General features: G+C 62.1%; 16 protein-coding genes and 1 tRNA gene. 6 read left to right on the forward strand and 11 right to left on the reverse strand.

The window, feature by feature from the left end; translation table 11 throughout:
* Positions 1-90: 90 nt before the first annotated feature.
* The 8 genes from IAE40_RS19965 to IAE40_RS20000 all read right to left on the reverse strand — a co-directional run bounded on the left by IAE40_RS19965 (position 91) and on the right by IAE40_RS20000 (position 5,858).
* On the reverse strand, positions 91-1,050 hold the full coding sequence (locus tag IAE40_RS19965) for a glutathione S-transferase family protein (protein WP_153773017.1): 960 nt from the start codon (positions 1,048-1,050) through the stop codon (positions 91-93).
* Positions 1,051-1,147: 97 nt separating this feature from the next.
* On the reverse strand, positions 1,148-2,146 hold the full coding sequence (locus tag IAE40_RS19970; protein ID WP_153773018.1) for a glycosyl transferase family protein: 999 nt from the start codon (positions 2,144-2,146) through the stop codon (positions 1,148-1,150).
* Positions 2,147-2,154: 8 nt separating this feature from the next.
* Entirely contained in the window at positions 2,155-2,490 is a 336-nt protein-coding gene (locus IAE40_RS19975) for a TusE/DsrC/DsvC family sulfur relay protein (RefSeq protein WP_054892321.1), read from the reverse strand.
* Positions 2,487-2,783 (reverse strand): sulfurtransferase complex subunit TusB, encoded by a 297-nt coding sequence (gene tusB / locus IAE40_RS19980; RefSeq protein ID WP_153773019.1) that lies wholly within the window; start codon positions 2,781-2,783, stop codon positions 2,487-2,489. The genes IAE40_RS19975 and tusB overlap by 4 nt, the downstream gene beginning before the upstream one ends.
* The gene (gene tusC, locus IAE40_RS19985) at positions 2,783-3,142 is read right to left on the reverse strand and encodes a sulfurtransferase complex subunit TusC (RefSeq protein ID WP_065864358.1); all 360 of its coding nucleotides are present in this window, start codon (positions 3,140-3,142) and stop codon (positions 2,783-2,785) included. Before tusC ends, tusB begins: the two co-directional genes overlap by 1 nt.
* A 1-nt stretch (position 3,143) precedes the next feature.
* Positions 3,144-3,536: a sulfurtransferase complex subunit TusD gene (gene tusD, locus IAE40_RS19990; RefSeq protein WP_200603739.1), complete on the reverse strand. Its 393-nt coding sequence runs from the start codon at positions 3,534-3,536 to the stop codon at positions 3,144-3,146.
* An 86-nt stretch (positions 3,537-3,622) separates the two neighbouring features.
* Positions 3,623-5,002, reverse strand: a complete 1,380-nt coding sequence (locus IAE40_RS19995) for a nucleobase:cation symporter-2 family protein (protein ID WP_200603740.1) — start codon at positions 5,000-5,002, stop codon at positions 3,623-3,625.
* 184 nt (positions 5,003-5,186) lie between these two features.
* Entirely contained in the window at positions 5,187-5,858 is a 672-nt protein-coding gene (locus tag IAE40_RS20000; protein ID WP_054892316.1) for a Bax inhibitor-1/YccA family protein, read from the reverse strand.
* Positions 5,859-5,982: 124 nt separating this feature from the next.
* Between IAE40_RS20000 and IAE40_RS20005 the strand changes: the two genes are divergently transcribed.
* Positions 5,983-6,070, forward strand: a tRNA-Ser gene (locus tag IAE40_RS20005).
* 285 nt (positions 6,071-6,355) lie between these two features.
* On the opposite strand, the gene IAE40_RS25780 is transcribed toward IAE40_RS20005, so the two are convergent.
* Both IAE40_RS25780 and pdxR read right to left on the reverse strand, forming a co-directional pair.
* Positions 6,356-6,592: a hypothetical protein gene (locus IAE40_RS25780; protein ID WP_232233450.1), complete on the reverse strand. Its 237-nt coding sequence runs from the start codon at positions 6,590-6,592 to the stop codon at positions 6,356-6,358.
* A gap of 98 nt (positions 6,593-6,690) precedes the next feature.
* Positions 6,691-8,118, reverse strand: coding sequence for a MocR-like pyridoxine biosynthesis transcription factor PdxR (pdxR, locus tag IAE40_RS20010; RefSeq protein WP_197891404.1), 1,428 nt, complete (start codon positions 8,116-8,118; stop codon positions 6,691-6,693).
* A 125-nt stretch (positions 8,119-8,243) separates the two neighbouring features.
* On the opposite strand from pdxR, the gene IAE40_RS20015 reads away from it, so the two are divergent.
* Positions 8,244-8,675, forward strand: a complete 432-nt coding sequence (locus tag IAE40_RS20015; RefSeq protein WP_197891406.1) for a cupin domain-containing protein — start codon at positions 8,244-8,246, stop codon at positions 8,673-8,675.
* A 1-nt stretch (position 8,676) separates the two neighbouring features.
* On the forward strand, positions 8,677-9,138 hold the full coding sequence (locus IAE40_RS20020) for a carboxymuconolactone decarboxylase family protein (RefSeq protein WP_063544303.1): 462 nt from the start codon (positions 8,677-8,679) through the stop codon (positions 9,136-9,138).
* Between the two features lie 216 nt (positions 9,139-9,354).
* Here the strand turns inward: IAE40_RS20020 and IAE40_RS20025 are convergent, their stop codons facing one another.
* Positions 9,355-10,386 (reverse strand): alpha/beta fold hydrolase, encoded by a 1,032-nt coding sequence (locus tag IAE40_RS20025; protein WP_234465195.1) that lies wholly within the window; start codon positions 10,384-10,386, stop codon positions 9,355-9,357.
* Positions 10,387-10,637: 251 nt separating this feature from the next.
* Here IAE40_RS20025 and IAE40_RS20030 point away from each other — a divergent pair, with 251 nt between their 5' ends.
* The 3 genes from IAE40_RS20030 (at position 10,638) to IAE40_RS20040 (ending at position 12,198) form a co-directional block, all read left to right on the forward strand.
* Positions 10,638-11,129 carry a GNAT family N-acetyltransferase gene (locus IAE40_RS20030; RefSeq protein WP_200603742.1) on the forward strand — a complete coding sequence of 164 codons (492 nt, stop codon included), beginning with the start codon at positions 10,638-10,640 and terminating at the stop codon, positions 11,127-11,129.
* A gap of 42 nt (positions 11,130-11,171) precedes the next feature.
* Positions 11,172-11,537 (forward strand): SH3 domain-containing protein, encoded by a 366-nt coding sequence (locus IAE40_RS20035; protein ID WP_200603743.1) that lies wholly within the window; start codon positions 11,172-11,174, stop codon positions 11,535-11,537.
* Positions 11,538-12,003: 466 nt separating this feature from the next.
* A complete protein-coding gene (locus tag IAE40_RS20040; protein WP_063544312.1) occupies positions 12,004-12,198 on the forward strand; it encodes a hypothetical protein in 195 nt (64 codons plus the stop codon).
* Positions 12,199-12,203 lie beyond the last annotated feature (5 nt).

A 12,203-nucleotide genomic window follows, 5' to 3' on the forward strand; every position in this document is an offset into this window, starting at 1 on the left:
GGGCAAGCCCGCTCCCACAGGTAAGGCGCCGCTTTAAACCTGTGGGAGCGGGCTTGCCCGCGAATGGGCTGCGAAGCAGCCCCAGCGATTTCAACCCTGCCATATTCCCTTGCCCGCCAACCGCTCACGGTCATGGGGCAGCGTGAAGTCCTGCAACGGCCCCTTGGGCACGATGCCGTTCGGGTTGATGGTCTTGTGGCTCATGTAGTAGTGCTTCTGGATATGCTCCATATTCACCGTCTGCGCCACCCCCGGCCACTGATAAAGCTCGCGTAGCCAGTTGGAGAGGTTCGGGTAGTCCGCCAGTCGTCGCAGGTTGCACTTGAAATGCCCGTGATACACCGCATCGAAGCGCACCAGCGTGGTGAACAGCCTTACATCCGCCTCGGTCAGGTATTCGCCGGCCAGGTAGCGCTGGGTGTCGAGCAGCGCCTCCAGGTGATCCAGCTCATTGAACACCTCATCGAACGCTGCCTCGTACGCCTCCTGGGTGGTGGCGAAGCCTGCGCGATAAACGCCGTTGTTCACCGCCGGGTAAATGCGTTCGTTGAGCGCATCGATGGCGGCGCGCAGTGGTTCGGGGTAGAGGTCCAGACGGTTGCCGGTCAACTCGTCGAACGCGCTGTTGAAGATGCGGATGATTTCCGCTGATTCGTTGTTGACGATGCGCTTCTCTTGCTTGTCCCACAGCACCGGTACCGTCACCCGTCCGGTGTAGTGCGGATCATCCAAGGTATAGCGTTGATGCAGGTACCGGAGAGCGTCGAGATGATCGCCGGTCGAGCCTTGTGCGGTGTCGAAGGTCCAGCCATGCTCGCCCATCAGCCAGCTCACTACAGAGACGTCGATCAGTGGCTCCAGGCCCTTGAGTGCGCGGAGGATCAGGGTGCGGTGCGCCCATGGGCATGCCAGCGAAACATACAGGTGGTAACGGCCTGCTTCGGCCGCAGGTAGCGCATTTCGGCGCTGGGCGTTTTCGCGGCGGAAGGCGCCATCCTTGCTGTTCTGGTACCACTGGTCATGCCAGCGGCCGTCGATCAAAAGGCCCATGTGGAGCTCCAATTACAAGTCGTTTGTCGTTGGAGCTCAGTCTAGGGCATACCGTTCGAATAAATAGCGCAAATATCGCCGGTCATTGATCGAGTGATTAGATGTTTCGGTTTGACCAGAACGTGCGCGCGGTGCTGAACGCCAGTTCGCGATCCTGGCCCAGACCGCGCAGCGCCAGGGCCATGGTCGCGACTACTGCCAGCTCGCCATAGCTGTCCTGCGCCGCGCCGCGCCATACCGCCAACAGATGCTCAGGCTCAAGCTTTGCCGGCTTGACGTGGCGTTGTGCGCTCAGCGCGGGCCATTCTTCGTCCCAGGCCTCGCTGCCAGTAGTGCCGTACAAGTGACTGAGGACATCGGGGTTCACCTCGATCTCGCCGCCATCACCTTTGATCACCAGGGCGTGATCGCCGAGCAGGCGGCTGGCTTCGCGGTGCACGGCCTGGTAGCCGGGGTGGAAGATGCTTTGCAGGCCGCAGCGGGCGCCGAGTGGGTTGAGTACACGGGCCAGGGAGTGGATCGGCGAGCGCAGGCCCAAGGTGTTGCGCAGGTCGATCATCCGCTGCAACTGCGGCGCCCAGTCCTGCAACGGGAAGAAGGCCAGTTGCTGCTGGTCCAGGCTGCTGGCCACCGCTTGCCAGTCGCGGCACAGGGGGATGTCCAACAGGGTGAGCAACTGTTCGGTGTACAGGCGCCCGGCCGTGTGGGCGCCGCCGCCATGCATGAGAATACGCACGCCGTTGCCAGCCAGGCACTTGGCGGCCAGCAGGTACCAGGGCAGGTGGCGCTTCTTGCCGGCATAGCTTGGCCAGTCGATATCCACGGCGATCGATGGTGCTTGCAGGTGGCTGCGCAGGGCTTCGGTGAAACCAGCCAGTTCCTCGGCACTTTCCTCCTTGTGCCGCAGCAGCATCAGGAAGGCGCCCAGTTGGGTGTCTTCGACTTTCCCTTCGAGCAGCAGTGTCATCGCCGCGCGCGCTTCCTCGCGGGTCAAGCCCCGTGCCCCTCGCTTGCCCTTGCCAAGAATGCGCACGAATTCGGCGAAGGGGTGTTCGGCCGGGGTTTCCAGGGTCAGGGGGCTTGGGCTGTCGGTCATCGGCTCGGTCATATGCAGTTGGTCGGCTTGGGCAGGCCCGCCAGCTTGGCGGCCAGTTTGGCGGGGGTGCCGTTGAACAGACGGTTCAGGTGCGGGCTGTTGCCCTTGTCCGGGCCCAGCTTCAGGGCGGTGTACTTGATCAGCGGACGAGTCGCTGGCGAAAGCTGATATTCGTCGTAGAACTGACGCAGCAGTTCGAGGACTTCCCAATGGTCCGGGGTCAATGCGATCGCTTCACGAGCGGCCAGGGCTTGGGCGACCTCGTGGGACCAGTCCTGCAAGTCGACCAGGAAGCCGTCCTTGTCCAGGGCGATCGAGCGATCGCCGACAGTCAGGTTGCTCATAGCCAGGTGTTGACCTTGTCGTAGTGCAGCGAGAGCTCGACGAAGGCGGGATAGTCCACGGCCTTTGCCAACTCGCTGGGGATTGCGCGGGCCTGTAGGTCTTCTTCGAGGGCGAACAGGCGTTGCTCCAGGCCTGCAGCGTGCAACACCCGGTAAGGTTCGCTGCCAGGCTTGAGGGCGTAGGTTGCATCGCCGCACAGCAGCAGCGCGTCCTGGGTGTCCAGCAAACGCAGGCAACTGGCCAGGCGGTCGTCGCCGAAGGGCGAATGGCTGATTACATGCAAGGTCATCATCAGAGGGTCACCACCTGGTCGAAACGGGCGATCAGTGCGCGCAGCGCTGCATCGTCGAGAACCTGTACTGGCAGTTCCAGCGTGCTGCCGTCCAGCCCGCGCTGCTGGAGGCTGTGCGCGCAGGCGAACAGTTCCTCGACCCCGAACATCGGAAGCGCCTGCAGGTTGGCGGCAAGGTTCTTCTGCTGCAGCAGCGCCGGTTGTTGGCTGCTGGCGAGCTGGAAGACACCGTCGTCGAGAAACAGCATGCCCAGCGGCAGGTCGAAGGCGCCACCGGCAAGCGCGATATCCAGCGCTTCGCGGGCGGATGGCCCATTCCAAGGCGCCTGACGGCTGATGATCAACAAGGATCTGGCCATTTCAATCGCCTCCGAAGCAGACCAGGCGGTCTGCCATTTGCGCAGCTTCGTGCAGTTGCCCAAGGCCGGACAGCTCCCAGGGTTTGGGCAGGTTCACGGCAGGGCGCTGGTAGCGGTTGGCTTCGGCCTCGTCGAGCACGCCACGGCGCAATGCTGCGGCGATGCAGACCACGGCATCGAGCTGATGGTCGCTGACGAAGCTGCGCCATTGCGCCGCCACATCCTGTTCATCCTGCGGCGCGACGACGTTGGCCGAGGCGCTGTGCACCCCATCCTGATAGAAGAACAGTCGGGTAATCTCGTGTCCGCCGGCCACGGCCGCCTCGGCGAAGCGCAGCGCGCGGCGCGAGGAGGGCGCATGGGCCGGAGAAAACACCGCGATGGCGAATTTCATGGAAGGCTCGTGCAAAGAAATGCCGTCATGATAAAGCAAAAAGCCCGCACCTGTAGGCGCGGGCTTTTGTCTGCCTGCAACGATGGTCAGGCGCGTTCCTGGCTCTCTGGCAGGAACCAGTTCAGCACCAGGGCGCAGATGCCGCCGGTGGCAACGCCCGACTCCAGTACGTTACGCAGCGCCGCCGGCATGTGCGCCAGGAACTCCGGCACCTGCGCCACGCCCAGCCCCAGGGCCAGCGACACGGCGATGATCAGCAGCGCCCGCCGGTCCAGGCGGGTGCTGGCCAGGATGTTGATCCCTGATGCCGCCACCGCACCGAACATCACCATCGCAGCGCCACCCAGCACAGGCTCCGGCACGGCCTGGATCACCCCGGCTACGCTCGGAAACAGCCCCAGCAGTACCAGCATGAGCGCGATCCAGACACCGATATGACGGCTGGCGATGCCCGTCAGCTGGATCACCCCATTGTTCTGCGCAAAGATCGAGCTAGGGAAGGTGTTGAACAGGCCCGCCAGCAGCGAGTTGGCACCATTGACCAGCACCCCGCCCTTGATCCGTTGCATCCACACCGGCCCCTCGACCGGCTGGCGCGACACTTTGCTGGTGGCTGTCACATCGCCGATGGCTTCCAGCGAGGTCACCAGGTAGATCACCAGCATCGGAATGAACAGCGCCCAGGAGAAGCCCAGGCCGAAGTGCAGCGGGACCGGCACCTGGAACAGCGCGGCCTCGTGCATGCCAGTGAAGTCCAGGCGCCCCAGGTAGCCTGCCAGCGCATAGCCCACCGCCAGCGCGATGACGATGGCGCAGCTGCGCATCCACACCACCGGAATCCGGTTGAGGATCACGATGATCGCCAGCACCACGCCCGACAGCAGCAGGTTCTCGCCATTGGCGAAGGTGCCATTGCCCATGGCCGTAAAGCCACCACCCATGCTGATCAGGCCAACCTTGATCAGGGTGAGGCCGATCATCAGCACCACGATGCCGGTCACCAGTGGGGTGATCAGGCGCTTGATGAACGGCAGGATGCGCGAAACGCCCATCTCCACGAACGAGCCGGCGATCACGACCCCGAAGATCGCCGCCATCACGCCTTCGACTGGCGTGCCTTGCTTGATCATCAGCGCACCACCGGCAATCAGCGGCCCGACGAAGTTGAAGCTGGTGCCCTGGACGATCAGCAATCCCGCGCCGAATGGCCCGAAGCGCTTGCACTGAACGAAGGTGGCGATGCCCGAGATCACCAACGACATCGACACGATCAGGTTGGTGTCTCGCGGCGAAACGCCCAGCGCCTGGCAGATCAACAGGCCGGGAGTTACGATTGGCACGATGATCGCCAACAAGTGCTGCAGTGCCGCCAGCAGGCCGATCAGTGGCCGCGGCTTGTCCTCGAGGCCAAGGACCAGTTCGTTGGCAGGCGCCGTCGCGCCCGGCTCGTGTTCGAGTGAACTCATGGGAAACCGCCCCGAAGAAAAAAGGAGCGCATTCTACGGGGCCCGACGGCGAAGGGGTAGAGGTACGTCTTGGCTGGGCGCTCATTGTTTCTTTGTGGCGGGGAGGGGCGTGCAACCCTAAAAGCATCCGCCCACAAAAAAGCCCGCCGAAGCGGGCTTTCCTGAATCGTCCAATCGCTAGCGATCAGTCGTCACGACCCATGATGCCGAACAGTTGCAGCAGGCTGACGAACAGGTTGTAGATCGATACATACAGGCTGATGGTCGCCATGATGTAGTTGCGCTCGCCGCCATGGATGATGGCGCTGGTCTGGAACAGGATGCAGACCGACGAGAACAGCACGAAGCCAGCGCTGATCGCCAGTTGCAGGCCGCTGATCTGGAAGAAGAAGCTCGCGACCACGGCACCCAGCAACACGAAGAAGCCCGCGGTGATGAAGCCGCTGAGGAAGCTCATGTCGCGACGGGTGATCAGCACGTAGGCCGACAGGCCGCCGAACACCAGAGCGGTCATGGCGAAGGCCGAGCTGACCACTTCAGCGCCACCGGCCATGCCGAGGTAGCGGTTGAGGATCGGGCCGAGGATGAAGCCCATGAAGCCGGTGAGGGCGAAGGTCGAAACCAGGCCCCAGACCGAGTCACGCAGCTTGGCGGTGAGGAAGAACAGCCCGTAGAAGCCGATCAGCACCACGAAGATGTTCGGGTAACCGACGCGCATCTGTTGAGCGACGAAAGCCATCACGCCGCTGAAGGCAAGCGTGAGCGCCAGCAGGCTGTACGTGTTGCGCAGGACCTTGCTGACCTCCTGCTGCTCGACCTGCTGGCCGTGTTGTACGGCGTAATCCTGTTCGCGCATGGCGACACTCCTGTGGGTTTGAAACGTTCAGATGCAAAGATCATAACAGAGCCTCTGCAACGGGCGACAGAGAGAGTTTGACAGCGTGTTTCATTACGGTATGATTGCCGCCGCAAAACAAGCTGGAAGCGTGGCCGAGTGGTTTAAGGCAACGGTCTTGAAAACCGTCGATGGGCAACTATCCTAGAGTTCGAATCTCTACGCTTCCGCCATATTCAAAGCCCTGATTATTCAGGGCTTTTTGCGTTTCTGGGGTAGAAAAAACTTTCCGAAGCGCTTCCGACACGTTACTTGGTCGGCAGGTTTCGCCAAGAGCCCGCTAGGTGGCGCTCCCCGCACGTTATCTGTTCTTTGGTTTGCCCCAGCAGCAGTTGCATGGTCCAGATCGATGGATGTCCGAAGCTGCGGCTGGTCAGTAAATTTATACATGTGGCGAAGCTTGGAGCGGCTACGCGAGAGCCGCTTCGCCGGAGTCTTCGCGGTCAGTCGACGCTTGTCTACCCTTCAGGCAAGCTCACACCGCATATGAAATCATCCGATCCTAGTCGGTGTGCGCCATACTCCACGACGTAGTCATCTCCCCGGCGTTGCGCCTCCATCCTGGCGGTATTTCTGTCGGCGAAGACGTCGACAAAGTGCCAGGGATGTCGATCCCTCAGCACTCCCCAGCCAAGCACCCAGCCCTCGTTGTGAGGATCGGGTGGAAGATTTTTTGCCAAGCTGCGTAGGGTCATGACCTCTCCTTGAAGTAGCCGTGTGACAACGCCAAGGCCCTTCGTGAACGCTGCAGTTGATCTTGCCAGTGTAGACGGCTGATGGCCAGGGCCAGGGTCTATAGCCCACCCCCATCACCCTCCACAAACCGCCCAACAATCTCATCCAGCCGATCACAGCACCGCTCCAGCTCTCGCCCCGAGCTGGTCGCAATACCAAGCAGAATCCCGCTGCTGGCCCGCGCCTGGTCCAGATACCACGGCGACAATGCCCCAGGCGACATGCCGAACATCGACGCCTCTCTGACAATACTCACATCCGGCGTCCCAGCCGGCAGTCGCAGCAGTACCGCCAGCCCGGCGGTGCAAATGTCGGCGCCCAGTGGCCTTTCTTTCAAGGCGCTGAGCAGTTCGTCACGCTGGCTGCGGTATAGGCGTTTCGCCCGTCGAAGATGGCGCAGGTAATGCCCCTGCTGCATGAATTCCGCTGTGGCCAGTTGCACGGCCGGGCCCGGCGCGGGGCTCAGGCAGGCGGCGACTTCGCCGAGCCTGGGGGCCAGTGCCGGTGGGGCGATGAGGAAGCCCAGGCGCAGCGCGGGGCTGATGGTCTTGCTGAATGAGCCGATGTGCACCACGCGGCCATTGCGGTCGAGGGAGGCTAGGGCGGGTGCGGCCCTGGACTCCAGTTGCAGCTCGCTGAGGTAGTCGTCTTCGATGATCCAGGCGTTGTTCTGCGCGGCCCAGTCGAGCAGGTTCAGGCGTCTGGGCAGGGACATCGTGACGCCCAGTGGAGCGTGCTGTCCGGGGGTGACCAGGGCGACGGCGGCATCCGGCGCCAGGCGTCGGCCTTGTTCGACGTCCATGCCCGATGCGTCCACCGGGACGGGAACCGGCACCAGCCCGGCGAGCTCCAGGCCTTTTCGGGAGAACGGAAAACCGGGGTCTTCGATCCAGGCCTTGCGGCCGCCGATGCCCAGTGTCTGCAGAAGCAGGCCGAGCCCGCCGGCAAAACCACTGGTGATGATCACCTGTGAGGGCAGGCACTCGATACCTCGGGCGATGGCCACATAGGCGGCCACCACCCGACGCAGTTCCAGTTCGCCCCGTGGGTCGGGGTACTGGATCGAGCCGCGCATCTCCGAGCGCATGGCATGTGAGCGGATTTGGCTGAACAGCCTCGCAGGCAAGCTTTCATGGGCCGGAACACCGAGCTGGAAGATTGCGGGGCCTGCGGTGAACTCGCGGTACAACTCCATGAACGGGGTTTCGCGCGGGGGTGTTTCTTCGCGCGCGGGGAGTGCTGGCCGGTCGCAGACGCGTGTGCCATCCGCCCGTGAGGCGACCACGAGCTGGGCGTCCACGAGCATCTCGTAGGCGGCGCGCACGGTGCCGCGCGATACGCCCAACTGGGCGGCGAGGTCCAGCCAGGAGGGGAGGCGTGCGCCAGGCTTGAGTACGCCGGATTCGATCGCGGCACCGATGCTGGCGCGGATCTGCTCGGTCAAGGGTGTTTTTGCAGCGCGGTCGATGCTGACGTTGAGCGGCATGAGTATTAGGCCTGGACGCGACGAGGTAGCCGCCTGGTACATGTAAAAAAGGTATTTTTGGTGCTTTTTAATGTACCAGATAGCACCGAGACTGACGTTGCCATTCATTCCACGAGGAACTCTCGATGAAGCGTTTTTCGCTCACGGCTACCCTTTTTGCCGGCGTCCTGTTGGGCGCTTCGCTGACGGCCCAGGCGCATGGTGTTGGCGAGGTAGTAACGCCCAACTTCGAACATGCCATTCCCAACGTTCCGGGCAAATCGCTGGTTGCGGTCGAGGTGGACTATGCGCCGGGTGCTCAGTCGCCTTCGCATGTGCATGCCCAATCGGCATTCATCTACGCCTATGTCGTATCGGGGGCCATCGAGTCCCAGGTCGATGATGGCCCCAAGCAGGTCTTCAAGGCCGGCGAAAGCTGGTACGAGAACCCCGGCGCGCGTCATACCGTGAGCCGCAATGCCAGCAAGACAGCGCCTGCGAAGTTGCTCGCGGTCTTCATTGTCGATAGCGATGACAAAGCCCTCACCACACCTGTCGCACACGCCGGGGAGAAGTAAGATGACCAACCGACTCGATTACAACCAACTGGCACCCGGTGGGGCAAAGGCCCTGGGAGGGGTCTACGCCTATGTCATGCAGAGCGGCCTCGATGCAACGCTGGTAGAACTGGTCTACCTGCGGGTCTCGCAGATCAACAACTGCGCCTATTGCCTGGACATGCATACCCGCGACCTGATCAAGAAAGGCCAGAAGATCGAGAAGATCGCTCTGGTCCAGGCCTGGGCAGAAGCGGGCGATCTGTTCGATGCGCGCGAGCGGGCGGCACTTGCCTGGGCCGAGCAGGTCACGCGAGTGGCGCAGACCGGTGTGCCGGATGACGCCTATGCGGCAGCCCGCCTGGTGTTTGCCGAGCGCGAGCTGATCGACCTGACGATCGCCATCAGCTTGATGAACGCCTACAACCGTATGGCCATCAGTTTCCGCAACACGCCCAAGGCCGTCGGGGAGTTGGCGCGATGAAGGTGCTGATTGCCGGGCGCCAGACTCGGTGACCTCAGAACAGGCGTTGGTCAGTTTTGGCAGGAGGCGCTGTTCTATCATGCAGCGATCCGGAGTGCGTCCAATGCTGGGATTCCGACCTGCAACAGGCCGTTGACCTTTATTGTCCTGATGACCTGTTGTCCTGCGCACAAAGCCCTGGCATGCCAGGGCTTTGTGCGGATGTGCCAGGGCCGGTCAAAGGTGGTCGGCATCCACCACCGCCTGTGCGAAGGCGGCAGGTGCCTCCTGCGGTGGGTTATGGCCGATCCCGCCGGTCAGCAGGCGATGCTCGTACTTCCCGGTAAAACGTTGCCGATAGCCGTCTGCCGGCGGATGTGGTGCGCCGTTGGCGTCGCCTTCGAGGGTGATGGTCGGTACCGTGATTGCGGGGAACTTGGCCAGTTTCGCTTCCAGCGGGTCGTATTGAGTCTCGCCCTGCGCCAGGCCCAGGCGCCAACGGTAGTTGTTGACTGTGATCGCCACCTGATCAGGGTTGTCCAGCGCCTTGGCACTGCGATCGAAGGTGGCATCGTCGAATGCCCACTTCGGCGAGGCGAGCTGCCAGATCAGCTTGGCGAAGTCATGACGATTCTTTTCATACCCGGCACGGCCGCGCTCTGTGGCGAAGTAGAACTGGTACCACCATCGCAGCTCGGCACTGGGCGGCAGCGGGGTCTTGGCGGCCTCCTGGCTGCTGATGAGGTAGCCGCTGACCGAGACCAGCGCCTTGACCCGCTCGGGCCACAGGGCCGAAACGATGTCGGCGCTGCGCGCACCCCAGTCGAAGCCCGCGAGCACGGCCTTTTGCACGTGCAGGGCGTCCATGAAGGCGATCACATCGCTGGCCAGGGCCAAGGGTTGAGCGTTGCGAGGTGTCTTGTCGGAGAGGAAGCGGGTGTCGCCGTATCCGCGAACATAGGGCACCAGGACGCGATAGCCCTTGGCAGCGAGCAGGGGCGTCACGCTTTCGAAGCTGTGGATGTCATAGGGCCAGCCGTGCAGGAGGATGACTACGGGACCGTCGGCGGGGCCCTGTTCGACGTAGGCGACATCCAGCACGCCGGCCTTGATGTGCTTGAGCGGGCCAAAGGTGTCGTGTGCGGTTTGCTTGCTAGGGGTAGCAGGCGTTGGGTCGGCGGCGAAGGCTGCGCCTGTGGCAACGAGGCTCAGCGGCATCAGTACGGCGGCGAGCAGGGCGGGGTATCTGAAACGGTGAGGGCTGGACATGGACATTTCCTTGGCTTGGCCGTGGTGCGGGGGTGGCACCAGTAAAATGTCGGGGTGTATCAAGGATGTGTCTGATGATGTTGGGTGTGGTTTTCCTACGTATCTGCGCTGGGTTTTGATACGTAAACATACAAAGGCGTGGTGCACAGGTAATGCTCGGTTAAGCGGGGTGTGACGTGTGATCGCGGTGCGAAGCTGAGCCGCTGCGGTTAGGATGTCGTCCTCTGCTTATCGAGACGCGGACCTACCCCATGAATACGCCTGTTTTCCGCCCCGCCACGCCTTCGGATGTGGACCGCTGCTATCACATCGAAACCACCGCCTACGAGGGCGACGAAGCGGCCACGCGGGAGAAGATTGCCACGCGCATCGACCAGTACCCGGAGGGTTTCCTGGTGCTGGAACTGGACGGCCAAGTGGTGGGTTTCATCAACGGTGGTTGTGCCCACGAGGTGGTGATGTCCGATGAGGCGTTCAAGGAACTGGTCGGGCACGATGCTCAGGCGCCCAATGTGGTGATCATGTCGGTGGTGGTCGATCCGTCGTTTCAGGGGCGTGGTTTCGCCGGGCAACTGATGACGCGCTTCATCACGCAGATGCGTGAACGTGGCAAGGCGACCATTCACCTGATGTGCAAAGACCAGCATGTAGGGTTGTACGAAAAGATGGGATACGAGTACGTAAAACCCTCCAGTTCCGATCACGGTGGCATGGCTTGGCATGAAATGGTCATGAGCCTCTGAACGACTGCCAGGACTGATTCTTCTATAGCCAGGGAGCGGCATATGAAATACGTGGTGATCGAAAGCCATCGCAGTGAATACCCTCGACCCATCAGCTTCGCCCGAGGGACGTTGTTGCAGATCGGGCAGCGTTACGAGGGCGAGGAAGACTGGCAGGACTGGTACCTGTGCAGTTGTGAGGGGCAAGAGCCAGGCTGGGTACCGGGGCAACTGATCGAGCGGCTGGGTGTTGGCCAGGGGCGGGCACTGGAGTCGTACTCGGCCTATGAGCTGGACGCTGATCCCGGGCAGGTGATGGTGGGGCTGCGGCGCTTGAACGGCTGGCTCTGGTGTCGGCGCCAGCGCAACGGTGAGCTGGGGTGGTTGCCGTTGGAAAAGTTGCGACAGTGGACTGAACGATCAATCTGATATGCTTTTTTTCCAGCAACCTGAATCTGTAACCGTATCAGCCAAGGCCTGACAATGCCCCTCAAGCCCAGCCGTACGAAGCGGTATGCGCTGGGCGAGCGCGGCTGCACCGTATCCCTGACGGGCAGCTCTGCCGTTCAGTCCCCACTTTGTCGAGGTTCCAATGGGCAAGCTTGCGTTGTTCCTGGGTGGTTTCCTGATGCTGACGATCCTGATCGGCTTGCTGGGTACCATCCCGCCGGGCTGAAATGCCCGTCCAACTTTCCCGAGCCCGTCTACCCGTGAGACGGGCTCGATGCGTTTTACCTCCTGCTACGCCTCTCATCGACTTTCCGTCGGCTTCTTGTTGATATTTATTCTTGTTTGATGACCGCTCGTGTAATCTCCCGCGGCCGTTTTCGGCCCCTGAGCGTGGGGGCGTCTGGAGTTTTGGCTTGACGGCAGCCCACCTGTCTCGGAGTCGTACATGGAAAGCAAGAAGGGCACTGCAGCGATGCTGGAGTGGCGGGAGCGGTTCGTTGGCACAGGTATCGCCAGCGAACGGGATTACGAGCAGGCACTGGTCTGTGCCGAACAACTCGAGCAGGCCGGGGCGATCAACGTTGGCGAGTGGATCGAATTGGTCAAGCTGGCAAATGCTGCACTGGTGCGTGTGCGATAAGTCGT

The organism is Pseudomonas sp. S44, from assembly GCF_016624805.1.
GTDB classification, from domain to species: domain Bacteria; phylum Pseudomonadota; class Gammaproteobacteria; order Pseudomonadales; family Pseudomonadaceae; genus Aquipseudomonas; species Aquipseudomonas machongensis.

Bases quoted from the DNA above. Each gene is read 5' to 3' on its own strand.
- IAE40_RS19965 (WP_153773017.1), bottom strand. From the start codon at position 1,050: ATGGGCCTTTTGATCGACGGCCGCTGGCATGACCAGTGGTACCAGAAC.
- IAE40_RS19970 (WP_153773018.1), bottom strand. From the start codon at position 2,146: ATGACCGACAGCCCAAGCCCCCTGACCCTGGAAACCCCGGCCGAACAC.
- IAE40_RS19975 (WP_054892321.1), bottom strand. From the start codon at position 2,490: ATGAGCAACCTGACTGTCGGCGATCGCTCGATCGCCCTGGACAAGGAC.
- tusB (WP_153773019.1), bottom strand. From the start codon at position 2,783: ATGATGACCTTGCATGTAATCAGCCATTCGCCCTTCGGCGACGACCGC.
- tusC (WP_065864358.1), bottom strand. From the start codon at position 3,142: ATGGCCAGATCCTTGTTGATCATCAGCCGTCAGGCGCCTTGGAATGGG.
- tusD (WP_200603739.1), bottom strand. From the start codon at position 3,536: ATGAAATTCGCCATCGCGGTGTTTTCTCCGGCCCATGCGCCCTCCTCG.
- IAE40_RS19995 (WP_200603740.1), bottom strand. From the start codon at position 5,002: ATGAGTTCACTCGAACACGAGCCGGGCGCGACGGCGCCTGCCAACGAA.
- IAE40_RS20000 (WP_054892316.1), bottom strand. From the start codon at position 5,858: ATGCGCGAACAGGATTACGCCGTACAACACGGCCAGCAGGTCGAGCAG.
- IAE40_RS25780 (WP_232233450.1), bottom strand. From the start codon at position 6,592: ATGACCCTACGCAGCTTGGCAAAAAATCTTCCACCCGATCCTCACAAC.
- pdxR (WP_197891404.1), bottom strand. From the start codon at position 8,118: ATGCCGCTCAACGTCAGCATCGACCGCGCTGCAAAAACACCCTTGACC.
- IAE40_RS20015 (WP_197891406.1), top strand. From the start codon at position 8,244: ATGAAGCGTTTTTCGCTCACGGCTACCCTTTTTGCCGGCGTCCTGTTG.
- IAE40_RS20020 (WP_063544303.1), top strand. From the start codon at position 8,677: ATGACCAACCGACTCGATTACAACCAACTGGCACCCGGTGGGGCAAAG.
- IAE40_RS20025 (WP_234465195.1), bottom strand. From the start codon at position 10,386: ATGTCCAGCCCTCACCGTTTCAGATACCCCGCCCTGCTCGCCGCCGTA.
- IAE40_RS20030 (WP_200603742.1), top strand. From the start codon at position 10,638: ATGAATACGCCTGTTTTCCGCCCCGCCACGCCTTCGGATGTGGACCGC.
- IAE40_RS20035 (WP_200603743.1), top strand. From the start codon at position 11,172: ATGAAATACGTGGTGATCGAAAGCCATCGCAGTGAATACCCTCGACCC.
- IAE40_RS20040 (WP_063544312.1), top strand. From the start codon at position 12,004: ATGGAAAGCAAGAAGGGCACTGCAGCGATGCTGGAGTGGCGGGAGCGG.